Annotated in this window: 19 protein-coding genes; 11 read left to right on the top strand and 8 right to left on the bottom strand. The window is 68.3% G+C overall.

Translation table 11 applies throughout. From position 1 onward, the window contains the following. Positions 1 to 12: 12 nt before the first annotated feature. Entirely contained in the window at positions 13 to 1,212 is a 1,200-nt protein-coding gene (gene nhaA, locus AMYAL_RS0115045; RefSeq protein ID WP_020632134.1) for a Na+/H+ antiporter NhaA, read from the bottom strand. A 207-nt stretch (positions 1,213 to 1,419) separates the two neighbouring features. On the opposite strand from nhaA, the gene AMYAL_RS0115040 reads away from it, so the two are divergent. Further along, the gene (locus tag AMYAL_RS0115040) at positions 1,420 to 2,880 is read left to right on the top strand and encodes a peptide MFS transporter (RefSeq protein WP_020632133.1); all 1,461 of its coding nucleotides are present in this window, start codon (positions 1,420 to 1,422) and stop codon (positions 2,878 to 2,880) included. Between the two features lie 86 nt (positions 2,881 to 2,966). Here the strand turns inward: AMYAL_RS0115040 and AMYAL_RS0115035 are convergent, their stop codons facing one another. Then, a complete protein-coding gene (locus tag AMYAL_RS0115035) occupies positions 2,967 to 3,686 on the bottom strand; it encodes a VIT1/CCC1 transporter family protein (protein ID WP_020632132.1) in 720 nt (239 codons plus the stop codon). Positions 3,687 to 3,783: 97 nt separating this feature from the next. Continuing rightward, the gene (locus tag AMYAL_RS50960; protein WP_342364859.1) at positions 3,784 to 3,951 is read right to left on the bottom strand and encodes a hypothetical protein; all 168 of its coding nucleotides are present in this window, start codon (positions 3,949 to 3,951) and stop codon (positions 3,784 to 3,786) included. On the opposite strand from AMYAL_RS50960, the gene AMYAL_RS50955 reads away from it, so the two are divergent. Further along, a complete protein-coding gene (locus AMYAL_RS50955; protein ID WP_020632130.1) occupies positions 3,941 to 4,129 on the top strand; it encodes a hypothetical protein in 189 nt (62 codons plus the stop codon). The genes AMYAL_RS50960 and AMYAL_RS50955 overlap by 11 nt on opposite strands. Here the strand turns inward: AMYAL_RS50955 and AMYAL_RS0115020 are convergent. After that, positions 4,126 to 4,806, bottom strand: coding sequence for a DUF2848 domain-containing protein (locus tag AMYAL_RS0115020; protein ID WP_020632129.1), 681 nt, complete (start codon positions 4,804 to 4,806; stop codon positions 4,126 to 4,128). The two genes, AMYAL_RS50955 and AMYAL_RS0115020, sit on opposite strands and share 4 nt — an antisense overlap. A gap of 108 nt (positions 4,807 to 4,914) precedes the next feature. Between AMYAL_RS0115020 and AMYAL_RS0115015 the strand changes: the two genes are divergently transcribed. Next, positions 4,915 to 6,219 carry an MFS transporter gene (locus AMYAL_RS0115015; RefSeq protein ID WP_020632128.1) on the top strand — a complete coding sequence of 435 codons (1,305 nt, stop codon included), beginning with the start codon at positions 4,915 to 4,917 and terminating at the stop codon, positions 6,217 to 6,219. After that, a complete protein-coding gene (locus AMYAL_RS0115010; protein ID WP_020632127.1) occupies positions 6,216 to 6,551 on the top strand; it encodes a cupin domain-containing protein in 336 nt (111 codons plus the stop codon). Before AMYAL_RS0115015 ends, AMYAL_RS0115010 begins: the two co-directional genes overlap by 4 nt. Positions 6,552 to 6,608: 57 nt before the next feature. Here the strand turns inward: AMYAL_RS0115010 and AMYAL_RS0115005 are convergent, their stop codons facing one another. After that, positions 6,609 to 7,103, bottom strand: coding sequence for a DUF6319 family protein (locus tag AMYAL_RS0115005; RefSeq protein WP_026467089.1), 495 nt, complete (start codon positions 7,101 to 7,103; stop codon positions 6,609 to 6,611). Between the two features lie 122 nt (positions 7,104 to 7,225). Here AMYAL_RS0115005 and AMYAL_RS0115000 point away from each other — a divergent pair, with 122 nt between their 5' ends. Both AMYAL_RS0115000 and AMYAL_RS0114995 read left to right on the top strand, forming a co-directional pair. Next, positions 7,226 to 7,828, top strand: coding sequence for a PadR family transcriptional regulator (locus AMYAL_RS0115000; RefSeq protein ID WP_039793981.1), 603 nt, complete (start codon positions 7,226 to 7,228; stop codon positions 7,826 to 7,828). After that, complete coding sequence (locus tag AMYAL_RS0114995) at positions 7,825 to 8,265, top strand: nitroreductase family deazaflavin-dependent oxidoreductase (protein ID WP_020632124.1); 441 nt, start codon at positions 7,825 to 7,827, stop codon at positions 8,263 to 8,265. Before AMYAL_RS0115000 ends, AMYAL_RS0114995 begins: the two co-directional genes overlap by 4 nt. 163 nt (positions 8,266 to 8,428) lie before the next feature. Here AMYAL_RS0114995 and acs read toward each other — a convergent pair whose 3' ends face one another. Both acs and AMYAL_RS0114985 read right to left on the bottom strand, forming a co-directional pair. Further along, the gene (gene acs, locus AMYAL_RS0114990) at positions 8,429 to 10,423 is read right to left on the bottom strand and encodes an acetate--CoA ligase (protein ID WP_020632123.1); all 1,995 of its coding nucleotides are present in this window, start codon (positions 10,421 to 10,423) and stop codon (positions 8,429 to 8,431) included. 100 nt (positions 10,424 to 10,523) lie between these two features. Continuing rightward, a complete protein-coding gene (locus tag AMYAL_RS0114985; protein WP_020632122.1) occupies positions 10,524 to 11,102 on the bottom strand; it encodes a GNAT family N-acetyltransferase in 579 nt (192 codons plus the stop codon). A 115-nt stretch (positions 11,103 to 11,217) separates the two neighbouring features. Between AMYAL_RS0114985 and AMYAL_RS0114980 the strand changes: the two genes are divergently transcribed. From AMYAL_RS0114980 to AMYAL_RS0114960, 5 genes are all read left to right on the top strand, one after another. Then, entirely contained in the window at positions 11,218 to 11,715 is a 498-nt protein-coding gene (locus tag AMYAL_RS0114980) for a phosphoribosyltransferase (protein WP_007028464.1), read from the top strand. Then, positions 11,712 to 12,443, top strand: a complete 732-nt coding sequence (locus AMYAL_RS0114975) for a Fic family protein (RefSeq protein ID WP_020632121.1) — start codon at positions 11,712 to 11,714, stop codon at positions 12,441 to 12,443. Before AMYAL_RS0114980 ends, AMYAL_RS0114975 begins: the two co-directional genes overlap by 4 nt. 88 nt (positions 12,444 to 12,531) lie before the next feature. After that, positions 12,532 to 13,290 carry a 3-hydroxybutyrate dehydrogenase gene (locus AMYAL_RS0114970; protein ID WP_020632120.1) on the top strand — a complete coding sequence of 253 codons (759 nt, stop codon included), beginning with the start codon at positions 12,532 to 12,534 and terminating at the stop codon, positions 13,288 to 13,290. Between the two features lie 23 nt (positions 13,291 to 13,313). Then, positions 13,314 to 14,630, top strand: a complete 1,317-nt coding sequence (locus AMYAL_RS0114965; RefSeq protein ID WP_020632119.1) for an MFS transporter — start codon at positions 13,314 to 13,316, stop codon at positions 14,628 to 14,630. After that, the gene (locus AMYAL_RS0114960) at positions 14,627 to 16,462 is read left to right on the top strand and encodes a helix-turn-helix domain-containing protein (RefSeq protein ID WP_020632118.1); all 1,836 of its coding nucleotides are present in this window, start codon (positions 14,627 to 14,629) and stop codon (positions 16,460 to 16,462) included. The genes AMYAL_RS0114965 and AMYAL_RS0114960 overlap by 4 nt, the downstream gene beginning before the upstream one ends. Here the strand turns inward: AMYAL_RS0114960 and AMYAL_RS0114955 are convergent. Then, entirely contained in the window at positions 16,440 to 17,024 is a 585-nt protein-coding gene (locus AMYAL_RS0114955) for a nitroreductase family protein (RefSeq protein WP_020632117.1), read from the bottom strand. The two genes, AMYAL_RS0114960 and AMYAL_RS0114955, sit on opposite strands and share 23 nt — an antisense overlap. Between the last annotated feature and the right edge of the window lies 1 nt (position 17,025).

The following is a 17,025-nucleotide window of genomic DNA, read 5'->3' as shown; positions in this document are numbered from 1 at the left end:
AGTGTCGCGCGCTCAATCCTCCCGCGCGTGTACGCGGCTGCGGTGCAGCAGCATCGCGGCGGCCGAAAGCGAGGCGATGGCCGAGGCGATCAGCACCGCCGTCTTCGCCAGTTCGACGGCCTCCCCGTCGAGCGCGAGATCGGCGATCAGCAGGCTCACGGTGAACCCGACACCGCCGAGCATCGACAGCGCGCCGATGTCCCGCCAGCCCATTCCCCTGGGTTTTTCCGCGAGTTTGAACTTCACCGCGAGCAGGCTGGCACCGAAGATCCCGACCAGTTTCCCGCCGACCAGCCCGATCAGCACGGCCAGCGGCAGCGCCGTGGTGAACACCGTGCCGAGCGACTCGCCGTCCACTTTGATCCCGGCCGCGAACAGCGCGAACAGCGGCACCGCGACCGCGGCGGACCACGGCTGGAGCCGGTGTTCGAGCCGGACCGCGGGCGAATGCTCCTCGCCGGAGTCGGCGCGAACGCGGGTCAGCAGGCCGAGCGCAACGCCGGCGATGGTGGCGTGGATACCCGCCGAGTGCACCGCGACCCAGGTGATCAGGGCCAGCGGCACGTAGATCCAGGCGCTGCGGACGCGACGGTGCTGCAGGTAGGCGTACAGCGCGAGGGCGGCGACGGCGACGCCCGCGGCGACGAGGTCGAACTTCGCGGTGAACAGGATCGCGATGACGAGGATCGCGCCGAGGTCGTCGACCACGGCCAGCGAGAGCAGGAATACGCGGGCGCTGCTCGGCAGGTTCGACGCGGTCAGGGCGAGGACGCCGAGCGCGAACGCGATGTCCGTGGCGACCGGGATGGCCCACGCGCGTTCGATGCCCGGCGTTCCCCAGCCGACGTAGAGCGCGACCAGCGCCGGGACGATCATGCCGCCGATCGCGGCGACCACCGGCAGGATCGCCTGCTTGAACCGGGAGAGCTCGCCGACCACGAGTTCGCGTTTGAGTTCGAGTCCCGCGACGAAGAAGAACAGCGCGAGCAAGCCGTCCTTCGCCCAGTCGCCGATCGTCAGATTCAGGTGGAGGAATTCGGGACCGAGTCGGAAATCGCGGATGGCGCGGTAAATGTCGTCAATGGGTGAATTCGCCCAGAGCAGGGCTATCGCGGTGGCGCCCAGCAGGATCAGCCCGCCGGTGGTTTCGGTGCGGAGATAGCGGGCGAAGTCGGCGACGACGGCTTTTGCAGGGCGATGGGGGCCGGACACGGCATCCTCCGGGTTTTCGGCGACACGAATACTGTTGCCGACCAGACTTCCCGGCGCACCTTGACGTCATTTTAACGTCTGGAGCTGCGGATTTCGCCCCTTCATGACGGCGGCCACAAGGTCCATCCGGATGTCGGTGTCAGTTCCACATGGTGGACTTCTAGCATGTGAGCGGAAAACGACAACGATGTCTTCGATAAGGACGGCATGGTGAGTACCTCTACCGAGGTCCAACAAGACACGAGGTTCTTCGGGCACCCACGAGGGCTGGCGAACCTCTTCGGCGTCGAGATGTGGGAGCGGTTCTCGTACTACGGGATGCTCGGCATCCTCCCGATCTACCTTTACTACGAAGTCAGTCAGGGCGGCCTCGCGCTGCCGAAGGCCTCCGCACTCGGCATCGTCGGCGCGTACGGCGGCATGGTCTACCTGTCGGCGGTGATCGGAGCCTGGGTCGCGGACCGCGTGCTCGGCTCCGAACGGACGCTGTTCTACAGCGCGATCCTGATCATGATCGGCCACATCAGCCTGGCCGTGCTGCCGGGATTGGCGGGCATCGGCGTCGGTCTCGCGTGCGTGGCCATCGGCAGTGGCGGGCTGAAGTCCAATGCCACCACCATCGTCGGGACGCTGTACGCGAAAGGCGACGAGCGCCGTGACGGCGGTTTCACGATCTTCTACATGGGCATCAACCTCGGTGGCTTCGTCGGGCCGCTGCTGACCGGGCTCGCGCAGAGCGAGATCGGCTTCCACGTCGGCTTCGGGCTCGCCGCGTTCGGTATGGCGCTCGGCCTGATCCAGTACACGATCGGCCGCAAGAACCTCGGCGAGAAGGCGAGCGAGGTCCCGAACCCGCTGCCCGCCTCGAAGCGTTCGCTGGTCTTCGGCGGCACCGTGGTGGGTGTCGCGGCGATCGTGCTGCTCGTGGTCTTCGGCGTGATCAACCCGGAGAACCTGGTCGACGTCGTCGTCTGGGCCGTCGCGATCATCTCGGTGATCTACTTCGTGGTGATCATCACCAGCAAGAAGATCACCTCCGAAGAGCGCAGCCGGGTGTACTCGTTCATCCCGATGTTCATCGCGAGCGCCGCGTTCTTCTCGCTGTACCAGCAGCAGTTCACCGTGGTCGCGGCCTACACAGACGAACGGCTGAACCGGACGATCTTCGGCTGGGAGATGCCGGTGGCGTGGGTCAACTCGATCAACCCGGTGTTCATCATCCTGTTCGCGCCGGTGATCGCCGCGATCTGGACGAAACTCGGTTCGCGGCAGCCGTCATCGCCGGTCAAGTTCGTGCTCGGCACGGTGACCATGGGCGTGGCGTTCCTGCTTTTCCTCCCGATGGTCGGCAGCGGCAAGAACGCCAGCCCGCTGCTCGCGCTGGCGGGCATCCTGTTCGTGTTCACCATGGCGGAACTGATGCTTTCGCCGGTCGGCCTCTCGCTGTCGACGAAACTCGCGCCGGAGGCCTTCCGGACGCAGATGGTGGCGCTGAACTTCCTGTCCATTTCGCTGGGCACGGCGATGTCCGGGAAGCTGGCCGAGTACTACACCGTGGAAGACGAAGCGCCGTACTTCAGCATCGTCGGCGGTGTGGCCGTTGTCGTCGGTGTCGCGCTTCTGGTGGCGACGCCGATGATCCGCAAGCTGATGAAGGGCGTCCACTAGACGCTCTTCTTCCCGCGCCGCCGGGCGACCCTCGGAAGTGCTGAAAGGGCCCTTCACCGCGTAGGACGCGGTGAAGGGCCCTTTCGCTACCCGACGGTCGTCCCGAACAGCACGCCGACGTAGTACGTCACCAGCATCGTCAGCGCGCCCACGCCGACGTTCCGCGCGATCGCCCGGCCGACGCGGGCGTCGCCGAGTTTCGCGCTGATGAACCCGGTCAGCACCAGGCCGACCACGACCGCCGCCGCGCACGCCCAGACCCGCGCCGAGGTCGACGTCCACGCGATCGACAGCAACGGCAGCAGCGCGCCGACGGTGAACGCCACCAGTGACGCCCACGCCGCCTGCCACGGGCTGGTCAGATTGTCCGGATCGATGCCGAGTTCGGCCTCCGCGTGCGCCTGCAGCGCGTCCTTTTCGGTCAGTTCACGGGCGACCTGGGCGGCGAGTTCCGGGGAAAGGCCCTTCGCCTCGTAGATTTCCGCGAGTTCCCGTTCTTCGGCCTCGGGCATCTCCTTCAGTTCGCGCTTTTCGAGCCGTAACTGCGCGCGTTCGGTGTCGCGCTGTGTGCTCACCGAGACGTATTCGCCGCCCGCCATGGAAAGCGCGCCGGCGACCAGTCCCGCGATTCCCGCCGTCGCGATCGCGGTGGAATCGGTGGTCGCGCCCGCGACGCCGACCACGATGCCCGCCACCGACACGATCCCGTCGTTGGCGCCGAGGACACCGGCGCGCAGCCAGTTCAGTTTGCCGCTCAGATCCGCGTGCGGTTCGTGGGGATGTGCTGTCGACACGGTTTCGGTCACCGTTTCAGTGAAACACAAAGAACGGTAATCGGCGACAGGGAACAGTTTCGGTCAATGCAGGCAATCCTTATTGACTATTGCCTTACCTAAGTCGTCTTCAGCCGGTCCGATAACGCAGCAGCGCGGCGGCGCCGCCGACGTCGGCACTCTCGTCACCCTGCTCACCGAAGACGCCGTCCTCGAAATGCCGCCCGTGCCGCTCTGGTACTCCGGTCGGGACGGCTACGGCCGGTTCCATCGCCAGGGTCTTCGCGATGCGGGGCACCGGCTGGCGGATGGAGCCCGCGGAGGCCAACGGGCAGCCCGCGCTCGCCGCCTACTGCCCGGACGAGGCGGGCGTGCTCCGCTTGCACACCTTGCAGGTCTTCACGGTCACGCCGTCGGGGATCTCCCACAACGTCGTGTTCCAGGACCCCGAGGTGTTCGAGGCTTTCGGGCTCTAGCCGATCGGTTCGGGCAGCCGCCGCACGCGGTAGGAGAGTGCGATCGTTTCGCCGGTCGCCGGGTCGCCCAGTTCCACGCGCCAGGAGTCGGCGAACTGGTCGACGCCGTGCACCATCGGGATCGTGCCGGAGATCAGCACGGTGCCCGTGGCGTACAGGTCGCGTTCGCGCAGCACGTCCAGCCAGTACGACGGCGGCAGCAGCTCGGCGAGTTTCCCTTGCTGGATCAGGGTTTCCCCTGCCCAGGCGGACAGCGTGAGCTCGTCGAGCCGGTCCTGGACGTCGACGAGACGCCAGGCCTTGGCGGCGAGGACGTCGGGGCCGGCGTTCTTGCTCCACGCGACGCCGTGCGCTTCGAGCGCGCGGTCGGTGTGGTCGCAGGCGGCGGTCAGGAGGACGTCCTCGGGTGCGGGACCGGTGATGACGATGGCCCACTCGGCCTCGCCGGAGGTCTTCTCGTGCTGCACCGGGACCTCTTCGGTCTGGCTCGCCAGGTACGGCGCGACCGGGTAGAGCGCCGGGATCACCGAGGGCGCGGGGACGCCGAGTTCGGCCAGTTCGGCCACGTGGGCGGCGACGTCCTCCTGGCTGCGACCGGCGTATCCGGCGTTCAGCAGCGTGTGGACCTCGGTCCGCCGCTCCTGGCCGTCGGGAAGGGTGAAACGCAGCTCAGGCATCTGTCCTCCGAGATTGGGGGTTGCGCATACAGCTTGTATACAAGGAGTATATCCGCAATTCAACCCCTCCCGGCGGGGTTGCGGACCTACTGCGGACGGGATGTGGACATGACCTCACCAGCCGGTGACCGGCGCTCGCTGCGCAAGGCCTTCGCGGCCAGCCTCTCGGGGACAGCGCTCGAGTGGTACGACTTCGCGGCCTACTCGGTGGCGGCCGCGACGATCTTCGGGCATCTCTTCTTCCCCTCGGAAGACCAGCTCGCGAGCACGATGGCGGCGTTCTCGACCTACGCTGTCGGCTACCTCGCCCGGCCGATCGGCGGGTTCCTCTTCGGCCGCCTCGGCGACGTGCTCGGCCGCAAGCGCATCCTGGTCATGACCCTCGTGCTCACCGGCGTCGCGACGTTCCTCATCGGCGTCCTGCCCACGTACGAGAGCATCGGCGGCTTCGCGGCGGTCCTGCTCGTGGCGCTGCGATTCGCGCAGGGTGTCGGCATCGGCGGCGAATGGGGTGGCGCCGTCCTGCTGTCGAGTGAGTTCGGGGATCCGGGCAAACGCGGCTTCTGGGCATCGGCCGCGCAGATCGGCCCGCCTGCGGGCAACCTGCTCGCGAACGGTGTCCTCGCCGTCCTGGCCGGGCTGCTCACCGAAGACCAGTTCAACAGCTGGGGCTGGCGGATCGCGTTCCTGCTGTCGGGCGCGCTGGTCGGGTTCGGCCTGTGGATCCGGCTCAAACTGGAGGAGACGCCGGTCTTCAAGCAGATCCAGGAGCGCGGCGAACGCTCGTCGGCGCCGATCTCCGAGGTCTTCCGCACCGAACGCCGCGCGCTCGTCGCGGCCGTCCTGATCCGGGTCTGCCCGGACGTGCTCTACGCGCTGTTCACCGTCTTCGTCCTCACCTACGTCACCACGCACACCGGACTCTCGCGTGGTGCCGGGCTGGCCGCGGTGATGATCGGTTCGGCGTTCCAGCTGGTGCTGATGCCGCTGTTCGGCGCGCTCTCGGACCGGATTTCGCGGCGCAAGATGTACCTGTTCGCGACCATCGCCGCCGGGATCTGGCCGTTCGTGTTCTTCCCGATGGTCAGCGGCGGCTCGTTCGCCATGCTGGCGATCGGGATCGTGTTCGCGCTCGTCATCCACGCCGCGCTCTACGGTCCGCAGGCCGCGCTCGTCACCGAGCAGTTCTCGCCGCGCCTGCGCTACACCGGCAGTTCGCTGGCCTACACCCTCGCCGGGGTGATCGGCGGGGCGCCCGCGCCGTTGCTGTTCACGGCGCTGCTCGCCGGCTTCGACAGCTGGCTCGCGATCGGGATCTACTTGCTCGCGACCGCGGTGGTGACCATCATCGGTGTCCTGCTCGCCCGTGACCCCGACCGCGAGGAGACGACGGCCATGGAGTCCGTGCGATGACCTGGCAGCCGATGTCCATTGTGGAGGGTCTGCCACTGATCGGCGGGCAGGGCCGGTTCCGGACGCTCGCGACGGCGGAAGGCGGTCTGGCGTACGAGATCTTCTATCCGGCAGGCGTCGCTTCCCCGGTGCACAGCCACGATCACGACAGCATCGTGTATCTGCACACGGGCTCGCTGCGCGGCACGCTCGACGGCCGGGAAGTGACGCTGGAGGCGGGCGGCACGATCGTGCACCCGCGCGGCGTCCCGCACAGCGTCGAGGCCATTGTGGACAGTCAGTGGGTCGAGTTCAAGACACCACTGCCCGCGCGGCCGCCGATCGACGGATGAAAAGAACCGGGGCGGGCACTGAAGGTTCCAGCGTCCGCCCCGGTCAGGAGGAAAGTCTTACGCGTCCAGCTCGGCCAGTGCCAGCTTCGCCTTCTCCAGCTCGGCTTCGAGCTGGGCCACCTTCGCGGCCTGCAGCTCGCGGGCGGCGTTGATGACCTCGTCGATCGGGCCCGACAGGTCCGCGTGCAGCTCCTTGGCGGCGCGGGACACGGCGGCGGCCGGGATCTCCAGGCCCTTCGCGACCCACTTGGCGCCGTTCTTGAGCTCGGCCTGCCACTCGCCGTCGGCGGTGCCGGTGACCGTGAGGGTCAGCTCGACGGTGCGGGTCTTCTTCGCGGTGGTGGCGACCTTCGGGCGGCCACGCTTGGGCTTGGGGGACTCCGCCGCTGCCTCTTCGGCGGGGGCCTCCGGGGTTTCCGAAGCCTCGGGGGCCTCGGTCTTGGCCTCGGTGTTCTCCGAGGTGGTCTCCGCCTGCGGCGTCGAGTCGACGGGCGCTTCGGTAGCCGCTTCTTCGGACACGGCGTCAGTGCGTGTCAAGGCATCCACGGTCATCGTCGGTGTCGCTCCTTGCCCGGTATGGGGTGGTACCCGGCACATCCTAGAACAGGCGTTCGACCATGGCCATCCGGGCCTATAGTCGACGTCGACTAGTCGAGTTCGGCTATGCTTCACTCATGACATCGCGATCCCGTGCCGCCCGCACTCCCCTCGTGCTGGCCGTGTTGAGCCTGCTCAACGAAGCCCCGCGGCATCCCTACGAAATGCAGTCGCTGATCAGGCAGCGCCGGATCGGCGATGTCGTGCGGATGCGGGGCGGGTCGCTCTACGACGCGGTCGTCCGGCTGGAAAAGCTCGGCCTGGCCGAGGTGGCCGGGACGAGCCGGGACGGCGCCCGTCCCGAACGGACCGTGTACGGCATAACCGAAAAGGGGCGTGCCGAGTTGCGCTCGCTGCTGAGCGAATACCTGGGCGAACGGGCCGACGAATATCCGGTTTTCCCGGCGGCGCTGGCGCACGCCCATCAGCTCGGGCGAGCGGAGGCGGGCGGCCTCCTGCGGGAGCGGGCCGCCGAGCTGGCGGTGCTGATCGACAAGGTCGAGGAGGACCTGCGATCGGCGCGGGAGGCCGCGGTGCCGCGAGCGGTGCTGCTGGAGACCGAGTACGCGCAGGTCCTGCGCCGGGCAGAGCTGGGCTGGCTGCGGGGAGTTCTCGCCGATCTGGAGACCGGCGATCTGGAGTGGGTCGAACTGGAGTGGGTCGAACTGGAGGAAGCATGAGCGAAGTGTCGTTGCCGCCAGGGCTGAAGACCATGAACCGCATGGTGCGGCTATTGCAGCGGCTGGGACTGGACTTGGGGCCAGTGTCCGTGCTGACCGTGCGGGGCCGGAAGAGCGGGCAACCCAGGAACACTCCGGTCGCGCCGTACGAGGTGGCGGGAAGGCAGTACGTGCTCGGCGGGATTCCGGGCGCGGACTGGGTGCGTAATGCCCGTGCCGCGGGTGAGGGAACGCTGAGGCAGGGCAAGCGAGTCCGGCGGGTGCGGCTGATCGAGGTGCCCGAGGACGAGCGCGGGCCGATCCTGCGGGAGTTCGCGGTCCAGCGGCCCAAAGGGGTCGAGATGGTGGTCAAAGCCGGTGTCGTGCGCGACGGGACACCGGAGGAGTTCGAGGCGGCGGCGGACCGGCTGACCGCTTTCAGGATCGAAGCCGCGTAAGCGAGGTTCGTGAAGGCGCGCAGCCGCGCGGACCGTCCGCCGTCGCGTAGCCCCGCCAGTCAGGACGTCGCGAAAGCCACTTTCGAGACATCAGACGTCTCGAAAGTGGCTTTCGCGACACGGCTACCAGGCAGTCAGGCGGCCTTCACGGAACGTGGAGCGGCTACTCCTCGGACTTGCCGGTCTTCAGGCCCGTGGAGATCAGGTCCATCACCGACGAGTCGGCCAGCGTGGTGACGTCGCCGACCTGGCGGTTCTCGGCGACGTCGCGCAGCAGGCGGCGCATGATCTTGCCGGACCGCGTCTTCGGCAGCTCCTGCACGACCAGGATCTGCCGCGGCTTCGCGATCGGCCCGATCTCCTTGGCGACGTGGTTGCGCAGCTCCTGCACGGCGTCCTGACCAGCACTGTCGCCGCCACTCTTCAATGTCGCTGCCGCGTTGCCGCGCAGGATGACGAACGCGACGATGCCCTGCCCGGTGGTCGGGTCGGTCGCGCCGACGACGGCGGCCTCGGCGACCGTCGGATGCGAGACCAGCGCGGACTCGACCTCGGTGGTCGAGATGCGGTGCCCGGACACGTTCATCACGTCGTCGACCCGGCCGAGCAGCCAGACGTCGCCGTCGGCGTCGTACTTCGCGCCGTCACCGGCGAAGTAGTAGCCCTGATCGCGGAACCGGGACCAGTAGGTGTCGCGGAAACGCTCCTCGTCGCCCCAGATGCCGCGCAGCATCCCCGGCCACGGCTTGTCGAGCACCAGGTAACCGCCGCCACCCTTGCCGACCTCGACACCCTGGTCGTCGACGACCTTCGCCGAGATGCCCGGCAGCGCCTTCTGCGCGGAACCCGGCTTCGTGGCGGTGACGCCCGGCAGCGGCGAGATCATGATGCCGCCGGTCTCGGTCTGCCACCAGGTGTCGACGATCGGCGCCGAGTTCGCGCCGACGTTCTCGCGGTACCAGATCCACGCCTCGGGGTTGATCGGCTCGCCGACGCTGCCGAGCACGCGCAGCGAGGAGAGGTCGTACTTCTCCGGGATCTCGTTGCCCCACTTCATGAAAGTGCGGATCAACGTCGGCGCGGTGTAGTAGATGGAGACCTTGTGCTGCTGCACGATCTCCCAGTGCCTGCCCTCGTGCGGGGTGTTCGGCGTGCCTTCGTAGACGACCTGCGTCGTCCGGTTCGCCAGCGGCCCGTACACGATGTACGTGTGCCCGGTGATCCAGCCGATGTCGGCGGTGCACCAGTAGACGTCTTCGCCTGCCTTGTGGTCGAAGACGTTGTGGTGCGTGTACGCCGCCTGGGTCAGGTATCCGCCGGAGGTGTGCAGGATGCCCTTCGGCTTACCGGTGGTGCCTGAGGTGTAAAGAATGAAGAGCGGGTGCTCGGAGTCGAACGCCTGCGGCGCGTGCTCCGCGGACTGGCCGTCGACCAGTTCGTGCCACCAGAGGTCACGGCCTTCGGTGATCGGCACCTCGTCGCCGGTGCGGCGGACGACGATGACTTTCTCGACCGATTCGGCGCCTTCGAGCGCTTCGTCGACGTTGACCTTCATCGGGGCGGCCTTGCCGCGGCGGTACTGGCCGTCGGTGGTGATGACGATCCGCGCCGCCTGGTCGTCCACCCTGGATCGCAGTGCTGTCGGGGAAAAACCACCGAAGACGACACTGTGCAGAACGCCGATGCGGGCACACGCGAGCATCGCGAAGATCGCTTCAGGCACCATCGGCATCTGGATGGCGACGCGGTCTCCCGCGGTGAGCCCGAGGGACTCGAAGGCGTTCGCCGCCTTGGAAACCTCGTCCTTCAGCTGGGCGTAGGTGATGTCACGGTTGTCGCCGGGCTCGCCGACCCAGTGGATGGCGACCTGGTCGCCGTGCCCGCCGTCGACGTGACGGTCGACGCAGTTGTACGCGACGTTCAGCTTCCCGCCCACGAACCACTTCGCGACCGGCGCATTGGTCCAGTCCAGTACCTGTGACCACTTCGTGTCCCAGTGGAGGCGGTCGGCCTGCTTGGCCCAGAAAGCTTCCCGGTCCGCGTCGGCCTCGGCGTAGAAGTCGGCGGTGGCATTCGCTTGCGCGCTGAAAGCCTCACTCGGGGGGAAGGTCCTGCTCTCCGTGAGCAAATTGTCCAGCGCCGGCGACTGCTCGGTCATGGTGCGATGCCTCCTGTGTTTCGCGTGTCTTCACGCCCGTTGGCACGCTATCGACGTTACGACGCGAAGTAAAAGGTTGCATCGTGGTTGCGGTCCGCATTCACACGCTTGAGGACAAGGCGGTACGGACCGCCGGCCATTCTGGTCCGGTGAGGGAGTAGACAACGGTGTCACGGATGCTTCCGTCGGGCCGGACGCGATGCGCGCGCAGCACCCCTTCCCGTCGCGCGCCGAGGCGTTCGATCGCCTTCTGCGACTTCTGGTTGCGGATGTCGGTCTCCCATGAGACGCGGTTCGCGCCGAGGTCGTCGAAAGCGTGTCGCAGCAACAGGAGTTTCGACTCGCGGTTGAGGCCGGTCCGCTGCCATTCGGAACCGATCCAGGTGTAGCCAACGGAAAGGATCTTGTGGCGCGCGTTCATCGCGTAGAACGACGTCGTGCCCGCGACCTCGCCGGTGCGCGCGTCGATCTGCGCCCAGGCGCGGCGGTCCGGGTCGGCGAGGATGGCGTCGACCATGGCTTCGGCGGCGGCGAGGTCTTCCGGCTGCCGGAGGCTGAGCCAGGTCCAGATCGCGGGGTCGGATCCGGCTTCGAACAGGCCTTTGGCGTGGTCACGGGTGAGGGGTTCGAGGCGGACGCGTTCGCCGGTCAAGGTCGCATGGATGTTCCAGTCGGTCACGATCTTGACGCTACGGACGGCAATGGCCTTGCTGGATAGCCAGTTTCGAAGCATTCGAGAAGGCCACTAGGGCGTTGCCTATGCTCGCGGGAACGATCGACGGAGGCGAGGCAGCATGGCCGAGGAGCGGGAAGAGCTCACCTGGGAGTTGTTCGGGACGGCCAGCAGGGATCTGGCGCAGGCCGTCGCCGACGACGGCTTCGAGCCGGATCTGATCCTGTCGATCGCGCGCGGCGGGCTGTTCGTCGCCGGCGCCCTCGGCTACGCGCTGGACGTCAAGAACCTGCACGTGATGAACGTCGAGTTCTATACCGGGGTGGACCAGCGCCTCGACCTGCCCGTGATGTTGCCGCCGGTGCCGAACGTCGTCGACCTGACGAAGAAGAAGGTGCTCGTCGCCGACGACGTCGCGGACACCGGCGCGACCTTGAAGCTGGTCCGCGACTTCTGCGCCGACCACGTCGCCGAGGTGCGCTGCGCGGTCGTCTACGAGAAGCCGCGCTCCGAGGTCAAATGCGAGTACGTCTGGAAGCACACGGACCGGTGGATCAACTTCCCGTGGTCGGTGCAGGCGCCGGTGGTGCGGCGCGCGGGGCAGGTGCTGGACGCGTGACGGATCCGCTGAAGCCGCTGCTGGACCTCGAAGGGGTCGCGGCGGCCGCGAAATCGGCGCAGGACGCGGTGTTCGCCGTCCACCGGCTGCCCGCCAACCTGCGCGGAGGCGCGGCGACGGCCGCCGAAGCGTCCGTGCGGTCGGCGCGGGCGTCGGCCGGGATCGAAGGCGCCGCGCCCGAACTGCCCGAATCCGGTGAGGTGACCGATCCGGTGCTGGCGGGTGCGCTGCGCGTCGCGGAAGCGCTCGAAGGGCTGCTCCCGACTTGGCGGCGCGCGCCGTTGCAGGCGTTGGCGCGGTTGCACGTTCTCGCCGCGTCGGACCTGGTGAAGGATCTCGACGCGCTCGGACGGCCGAGGGCTGCCGGTGACGTCGGGCCGCGGTTGGAGATGCTGGCGCAACTGGTCACCGGCGCGACGTCGGTGCCGGGGCCGGTGCTGACCGCCGTCGTGCACGGGGAGCTGTTGGCGCTGAAGCCTTTCGGCTCCGCGGACGGTGTCGTCGCGCGGGCCGCGGCACGGCTTTCGGCGGTGGCGACCGGGCTCGACCCGAAGGCGCTGACGGTGCCGGAGGTCGCGTACTTCCGGCGGGTGCCGAAGTACCTCGAAGCGTCCGAAAGCTTCTCTGGCGGGACTGCCGAGGGCGTCCGGGCCTGGCTGCTCTTCTCGTGTGAAGCCTTCGAGGCGGGCGCCCGCGAGGCGAAGTCCATCTCGGACGCGGCCGGCTGAACCTGGCGAGATCACACATGGGATCTTGCTCAGGTGTGGTGATTGACCACATGGCTTAAGCGGGCCGGGCGACCTAACGTCGTCCGGCATGAGTGGTGCGTATCACAGCGATCTGGCCGGTAAGTCCGCGCTGGTCACGGGTGCGGCGAGCGGGATCGGCCTGGCCTGCGCCGAGGCCCTGGCCGGGGCCGGGGCCACGGTCCACCTCGTCGACATCGACGACGCCGTCGAGCGGGCGGCGGCCGACGTCAACGGCATCGCGCACGTCGCCGACCTCACCGACGCCCAGGCCATCGAAACCCTCCCGGCCGAGATCGACATCCTCGTCAACAACGCGGGCTTCCAGCACATCGCGCCGATCCACGAGTTCCCGCCGGAGACCTTCGCGCGGATCCAGGCGCTCATGGTCACCGCCCCGTTCCTGCTCATCCGCCGTGTGCTGCCGTGGATGTACGACCACGGCCGGGGCCGCGTGGTCAACATGTCCAGTGTCCACGGCCTCCGCGCGAGCCCGTTCAAATCCGCGTACGTCACCGCGAAGCACGCGCTCGAAGGGCTCTCCAAGGTCACCGCGCTCGAAGGCGCGGAACACGGCGTGACCAGCAACTGCGTCAATCCCGGCTACGTCCGGACCCCGCTCGTCACCGGGCAGCTCGAGGCGCAGGCCGAAGAACACGGACTCGAACGTGACGCCGTCATCGAACAGGTCCTGCTGCGGCGTTCGGCGATCAAGCGGCTCATCGAACCCGAAGACGTCGCCGCGTGCGTGCTCTGGCTGTCCGGCGATCACGCCGCCCATGTCACCGGTACCTCGATCCCCCTCGACGGCGGCTGGACCGCCGCATGAACCCCCAGGAAAGGACCTCCCCGGTGACCACCCAGAACCGCGGCTCGATCGCGAAAGTCGTCAGCGCCAGCCTGATCGGAACGACGATCGAGTGGTACGACTTCTTCCTCTACACCTCCGCCGCGGCGCTGGTGTTCGGCAAATTGTTCTTCCCCACCAACGATCCGCTGACCGGCACGCTGCTCGCGTTCCTGACCTACGCCGTCGGTTTCCTCGCGCGGCCGATCGGCGGGCTGGTGTTCGGGCACTTCGGCGACCGGGTCGGCCGCAAGAAACTGCTGGTGCTGAGCCTGCTGCTGATGGGCGGCTCGACCTGCTTGATGGGTGTCCTCCCGACCTACGCGACCGTCGGTGTCCTGGCGCCGATCCTGCTCACGCTGCTGCGGCTGGTGCAGGGTTTCGCGCTCGGCGGCGAATGGGGCGGCGCGGTGCTGATCGTCTCCGAACACGGCGACGACGAACGACGCGGTTTCTGGGCGTCGTGGCCGCAATGCGGTGCTCCGGGCGGGAACCTGCTCGCGACGGCGGTGCTGGCGATCCTCGCCGCGACGCAGTCGGACGAAGCCTTCCTCAGCTGGGGCTGGCGGATCCCGTTCCTGCTTTCCGGTGTGCTCGTGGTGATCGGGCTGTGGATCCGGCTCGCGGTCAGCGAATCGCCGGTCTTCCTGGCGGCACAGGAAAAGAGCAAGCCCGAGCACGCCCCGGTCGTCGAGGTGTTCCGGAGCAATTGGCGCGCGGTGCTGATCACGATCGGCTCGCGGATGGCGGAGAACGTTTCGTACTACGTGATCACCGCGTTCATTCTCGTTTACGTCACCACCGGATTGAGCCTGCCGAAATCGATGGGACTCAACGCGGTGCTGATCGGTTCGGCCGTGCATTTCGTGACCATTCCCTTGTGGGGCATTCTTTCCGACCGGATCGGCCGTCGCCCGGTCTATCTGTTCGGCGCGATCGGCATGGCGGTGTGGAGTTTCGTGTTCTTCGCGATGCTCGACACGAAGAATTCCGGCGTCATCATTCTCGCGGCGACCGTCGGGCTGGTGCTGCACGGCGCGATGTACGGGCCGCAGGCCGCGTTCTTCTCCGAACAGTTCCCGACGCGGGTGCGCTACACGGGCCTTTCGGTCGGCGGGCAGCTGTCGTCGATCGCGGCGGGCGCGGTGGCGCCGCTCATCGCCGTCGCGCTGTTCAAGGAGTTCGGCAGCACGGTCCCGGTCTCGCTCTACGTCGTCGCGATGTGCGCGCTGACCGTGATCGCGCTGCTCGCCGCGCGTGAGACCAAGGGGCGGTCCCTGCACTCCGAAGTTCTCGCGGAGCGCGGTCACGTGTCAGCATGACCGTTGTGGACAGTGCGGAACAGCTACGCCGGCTGCTCGAACTGCTCGCCTCCGGGGCGGGCAGCGAGCAGCTGGCGCACGTCCCCGTCGATCCGAAGGCCACCGAGCTGGCGCTGCGGATCCGGGACACCGTCGCCGAGCACCGGCGGCGGGAGGCGGAGCTGGCCGCGTTGTTCGACACCGCCAGCGACCTCGCCCGGCTCGACGATCCGGACGCCGTCCTGCGGTCGATCGTGCGCCGGGCGCGGGCGCTGCTCGGCGTGGACGTCTCGTACCTCAGCCTGAAGAACGAGGCCGAGGGCAACACCTATGTCCGGGTCACCGACGGTTCGGTTTCCGCGCTGTTCCAGGACATCGTGCTGGGGATGGGTGAGGGGCTCGGCGGGCTGGTCGCGCAGACCGCGCGCCCGTACGCGACGGCGGACTACTTCCACGACGAGCGGTTCCATCACACCTCGTCGATCGACACCGGCGTGCTCGACGAGGGGCTGACCGCGATCCTCGGGGTGCCGCTGGCGATCGGCAGCAAGGTCATCGGAGTGCTGTTCGCCTCGGACCGGACCGCGCGGGAGTTCAGCGCGGAGGAGGTCGCGCTGCTGTCGTCGCTGGCCGACCACGCGGCGATCGCGCTGGACAACGCGCATCTGCTCGACGAGACGCGCCGCGCGGTCGCCGAGCTGAACGACGCCAACGCGACGATCAGCGCGCACAACGACGCGATGCGCCGCGCCGAGGACGCGCACGACCGGCTGATGGATCTCGTGCTGCGCGGCGGTGACCTGGCCGAGGTCGCCGCCGCGGTCGCGGACGTGCTCGGTGGCGCCATCGCCGTCTACGACACCGACGGTGTGGTGCTGGCCCAGACCGGCGGGGAGCTGCGCCTCTCGCGCGCCGCGGTGTCGGCGTCACGGGCGAGCGGGCGGGCGGTGTCCACTGAGGACGGTTGGTTGTGCGCCGTCCAGGCGGGGCAGGAGTTCCTCGGCAGCCTGGTGCTGGGCGGCGGCCGGTCGCTCGGCGAAGCGGACCGGCGGCTGTTCGAGCGGGCGGGCGTGGTCACCGCGGTCCTGCTGATGCAACGGCGTTCCGTCGCGCGGGCCGAGGACGAGGTGCGCGGGGAGCTGCTGTCGGACCTGCTCACCGCGCCGGGCCGCAATCCCGCGGCCTTGATGGCACGAGGACGTCGACTCGGGGTCGATTTGTCGACATCGCATGCCGTGCTGATCGCGCACTCCGACGACGTCTCCCGGCGGCGGCTGGCCGCGGCGGCGGCCCGGCACGCGGCGCTGGTCGGTGTGCACGCGGACGAGGTCGTCCTGCTGGTCCACGGCGCGGACGCCGGCGTGCTGGCCCGATCCGTCGCGGCCGAGCTTGCGTCCACAATGGACTGTCCGGTGACGGTGGGCGCGGCAGGCCCGGCCACCTCCCCGCAGGAGCTGGCCGTGGCACACGCCGAAGCCGCGCGGTGCGTCGCGTCGCTGCTGGCGCTGGGCCGGGCGGGCGAAGGCGCGAGCATGGCCGACCTCGGTTTCGTCGGGCTGCTCCTGGGCGAGCACGCCGATCTCGACGCGTACGTGACGGCGACGATCGGCCCGGTGCTCGACTACGACGAACGCCGCGGCACGGATCTGATCGGCACCCTCCGCGCGTATTTCGCCTGTGGCGGCAACCTGACGCGAGCGAAGGAACGGCTTCACGTGCACGTCAACACCGTCGTGCAGCGGCTGGACCGCATCGCGTCACTGCTGGGCGACGAGTGGCAGTCGCCCGAGCGCGCGCTGGAACTTCAGCTCGCGCTCAGGCTGCACCGCCTCACCAGCGACCGAAACGGATGACGTCCTCGAAGCCGCGTCGAGCGATCTTCGTCGCCGAAGATCCGGGGGAGGGGCCGGTTTCGGCGCCGTGCCCGAGCGCCACGACGCCGATCGGGTCGTGATCCTCCGGCACGCCGAACTCGCTGTGGAGGCGCTCCACGCTTTCCGGCGCGAGCCCGAAGAACACCGCGCCGAGATCCTCGTCGACGGCCGTCTGGAGGATCAGCAGCGTCGCCATCCCGGTGTCGACGTCCCAGTACGGAACGCGCCACCACGAGTCGTCACCTTCGGCGAAACCCTTGTCCGGCTTGGCGTAGCGGTCGAGATAGGCGTTCTTGACCGAGAGCGGCACGATCGCGACCGGTGCGGTGGTCACGGTTTCCGGCGCCCAGCTCGCTCCGAACTCCCAGAACTTCGCGAGTTCTTCGCCGGTGAGGACGAGAAATCCTTGTCCTTGTGAGAAACCGGCCGAGGGACCCTTCAGCGCGTTGCGCAGGATGCGCTGAAGGCTCGCCTCGTCGACGGGCTCGTCGGTGAACTTCCGGACCATGCGACGGCGTCGTACGACGTCCTGGAATTCCATA

The organism is Amycolatopsis alba DSM 44262 (genome assembly GCF_000384215.1).
GTDB classification, from domain to species: domain Bacteria; phylum Actinomycetota; class Actinomycetes; order Mycobacteriales; family Pseudonocardiaceae; genus Amycolatopsis; species Amycolatopsis alba.
The sequence above is the reverse complement of the archived record's forward strand: the minus strand, read 5'-3'. Positions and strand labels throughout refer to the sequence as shown.